The organism is Mycobacterium sp. TH-M82, from assembly GCF_057473605.1.
Genome location: NZ_JBYCKY010000443.1, coordinates 1 through 3,394 on the forward strand (window position 1 = coordinate 1; position 3,394 = coordinate 3,394).

4 protein-coding genes are annotated in these 3,394 nt (G+C 68.7%); 1 reads left to right on the top strand and 3 read right to left on the bottom strand.

Features of this window, described 5'->3' with window-relative positions:
- The 3 genes from AC2VON_RS13630 to AC2VON_RS13640 form a co-directional block, all read right to left on the bottom strand.
- Positions 1-295 (bottom strand): saccharopine dehydrogenase NADP-binding domain-containing protein (locus AC2VON_RS13630; RefSeq protein ID WP_486953445.1); only part of this gene is annotated, 295 nt, incomplete at its 3' end.
- A 135-nt stretch (positions 296-430) separates the two neighbouring features.
- Positions 431-1,006 (bottom strand): transglycosylase family protein, encoded by a 576-nt coding sequence (locus AC2VON_RS13635; protein WP_369737890.1) that lies wholly within the window; start codon positions 1,004-1,006, stop codon positions 431-433.
- 1,116 nt (positions 1,007-2,122) lie between these two features.
- Entirely contained in the window at positions 2,123-3,133 is a 1,011-nt protein-coding gene (locus AC2VON_RS13640; RefSeq protein WP_486953446.1) for an Lrp/AsnC family transcriptional regulator, read from the bottom strand.
- 98 nt (positions 3,134-3,231) lie between these two features.
- Between AC2VON_RS13640 and AC2VON_RS13645 the strand changes: the two genes are divergently transcribed.
- The coding region (locus tag AC2VON_RS13645) for an SDR family NAD(P)-dependent oxidoreductase (RefSeq protein ID WP_486953447.1) at positions 3,232-3,394 on the top strand (163 nt) is incomplete at its 3' end.

Sequence of the window (3,394 nt, forward strand, 5' to 3'; positions counted from 1 at the left end):
CCACGAGCGGCAACCCGTAGCGGGTGTAAGGCCCGACCGTGGTGACGACCACCTGAGTGCGCGCGGCCATCTCGTCGAGCGTCGACGGCGCGGAGGCATCGGCGGCCAGCAGCGCCCAGGACTGCGCGGATTCACCCAGGGTGTCGCGCACCGCGCGCAGGCGCTCGGTTGACCTGCCGGCGAGCGCTATGCGGGCCTGCCCGCCCGCCCGCGCCAGGTATTCGGCGGTCAGCTTCCCGACGAAGCCGGTCGCCCCATATAAGACGATGTCGAATTCGCGCGGCGATGCGGTCACGGATCCCGACGCTACCCGACCGGCGACCGCTGCGGCGGCCCCGCCGACAAGGAATGCCGGGCCGTGCGGCCCCGCAATCCGTGTCACGGTTGCGGCGGCGATCCAGACTCGGGCCGCCGCCGGCCGCGGCCCTCGTCAGCCGCGCCGCCCGCAGACCGGCCAGGCTCTGATGCCCTGCGAGTGCAGCACGTTCTCGGCGACGCGGATCTGCTCCTCGCGGCTGGCGCTGGCCGCGGAGCCACTGCCGCCGTTGGCGTGCCAGGTACCCGGGGTGAACTGCAAGCCGCCGGAGTAGCCGTTACCGGTGTTGATCGCCCAGTTTCCGCCGGACTCACACTGCGCGATGGCGTCCCAGTCCACGCTGTACGCCCGCTGCGGAGGCGGCGGCGGGGCGTCGGGGCCCGGAGGGGCGTCCGGCGGCGGTGGGGCGTCGGGGCCCGGAGGGGCGTCCGGCGGCGGCGGCAGGTTCGGGTCGAAGTCGGCGGGCGGCGGGGCGTCCGGAGCCGGCGGCGCGTCCGGAGCCGGCGGCGCGTCCGGAGCCGGCGGCGCGTCCGGCGGCGGGGGAACGTTCGGGTCGAAGCCCACGGGAGCGGGGGGAGACCCGTTCGAGTCCAGGCCGGCCGGTTCCGCGGTGGCGGTGGCGGCGGACGGCATGCTCGCGAGCGTCCCGCTGATCGCGGCAGCGATGAGCGTCTTGCGGACGTTCTTCAAAAGGTGTTCCTTTCGCGATTTGCGCGCGCCAAAGCAAGCCCATCGGTGTGGGCTTGGGTGCCATGTCTGTGCGGAAGTGGCTCTCTGGGGCGTGCCGTCTCGTTTCGGCCCGACAGCGGGGGTTCGCAACTGCCAGGCGGACTGTCAGCCGCCGGCCGGGGCGGCTCGCGCCGCTCCCACCCCCCGCTCACACGCGGGGCCGTGGATTCAGTTTTCGTTTGCCCGTCTCGGGCCAACAGGGACGCTACGAGAACCGCCCATGTTTTTCATCTTCAGGAAATGGATATCTCATTCCTATAACGAACCGATCACAGAGCGGTCGGAGAAATATCTCCGCAGGTCAACCTTGGATTTCGCGCTCCCGTCATCCGCCGTACACCGCGGGCTGAGAGTGACCCTAATCACGCGTAAATTGTGACTCAGACCACGGTATTCGGACGTTTGGTACCGCGCGTTACGGCGACGGGACCGCGATCCGGCACTGCAGTCACCCCCAGCCGGACCACATCGCGCGACCGGATCGACGAAGCATCAGCAAATCACCTGCACAACTGGATCTTTCGCTGCAACGTATTGCCAAAGGCTGAAACCACATCCGAATCGAGCAGCCGAGTTATGTTCCTGGACAAAGCTTTTAGATCAGAATGTTTAGGGATCGCTGCGCGATCGCCCGACCACGCGGCGTTCCCGACGAGGGCGAGTCGCGAAAAACAGCGCCGTCGCTGCCGGTGGCCCCCCGTTTTGCCATAAATCCGTGGACCGCTTGCGGGAGCTGCACCGTAACGGCCCCGCCGGACCAATTAACCTCTCCCTCAAATCGCCGTCGCGCCAACGGACTACGATATGGGCGCGGCCCAGCAGGCCATTATCGTTCGAATGGATTTCCGGCGATAATGCACCCACCGCAGCCCGCGCGGATTACTGCCCGAATGATAATTTGAATTCGCTGGACGCCAATAAACCGCGAAAGATGCGAATTACCGGCGCGAGCGATGATCCAAGCGCCGCGGGTGAATGGCCCCGGCCCGCGGTCGACCGCGCGGCCGAGGGGTCCCCGATGTGGCAGAAGACGGTCCATAACGACCAATTGCGCCGTCGCCGAGCCGAATCCATCGCTCAGCGCGCGGAGCGGGCCGGGCGGGGATTGATCAGCCTGCCGTTGGCCACCAGCGATCCCTGTTGCTTGAGGCGCTGAGTGCGGATGTCGACCTCGTAGCCGAGGACCTCCTCGACCTGCCCGAGTTGCTCGCTGAGGTATCGGTACAGATCGTCGGCGTCGCGGCAGATGGCGATCGCCATCAGGTTTTTGGCCCCGCTGACGGCGCCGGCGAAGGCGACGCGGTCGTGCGCCGCGATCAGCTCGCCGATGCGGTGCAGGTCGCGGGGCGCCACCGTCAGCCAGAGCATCGCGCTGAGCTGGTGGCCGAGCCGCTCGGGTAACACGTCGACGTTGTAGAGCAGCGCGCCGCAGGCCTCCAGCGCCGCGATCCGCCGGCCCACTCGCGCCACCGACCAGCCGGTCCGTGCGGCAAGTCGCGACTGCGGGGCGCGGCCGTCTTCGGCGAGTGCCTCGAGGATCGGGCGGTCCTCCGCGGTGGGCAGGCACCGTTGCGCGCAGGTCACCGCGCCGGTCCGTTCGGCCAGGATCTCGGCAGCCTGCCGCTCGGACAGCGGGTGCCCGTAACCGGTCCACGGCGCACGTGCGGGGGTCCCGAACGTATGCAGCAGCAGGTCGACGGTGGTGTCGGTGACCGACGCCGTTCGTGGCAGTAGCCGGGGCAGGAGGTCCTCGCGCGTATCGCCCAGCGGCGCCCGGATGACGCAGACCAGATCGGTCCATCCCGCCAGCACGTTGGCGTGGGACACGTCTGCTCGGCGCACCAGCGCGTCGGCCAGCTGCGGTATGCGGTCGGGTGCGACGCGCATCCGGCACACCCAGCTGGCCTCGCCGTCCACCCACCGGTTCTCCAGGCCGACCACGCGTATCACGCCGTCGCGGCGCAGCCGGTGGTAGCGCCGGGCGACGGTTTGCTCGGTGGCTCCGACGACGGCGGCGATCCGGCGAAACGACACGCGCGGAGCCAACTGCAGGGCATGCAGAATTTGTGCGTCTAGATCGTCGATCACAAGGGAAAGTATCCACTGTTGCCGGTATTGATGGAGACTTCTGCACAATATGGCCGCGGTGATCGTGGTTTCGGCGCTACCGCTGTCAGCCTGGGTTCATGAATCTGACGGGCAACACCATCCTGGTCACCGGCGGCGGCAGCGGAATCGGCCGCGGCCTGGCCCAAGCCCTGCACCGAGCGGGCAACCGCGTCGTGATCGCCGGGCGCCGTCTCGATGTGCTGCGGGCCGTCGCCGACGCCAACCCGGGCATCGAGTACC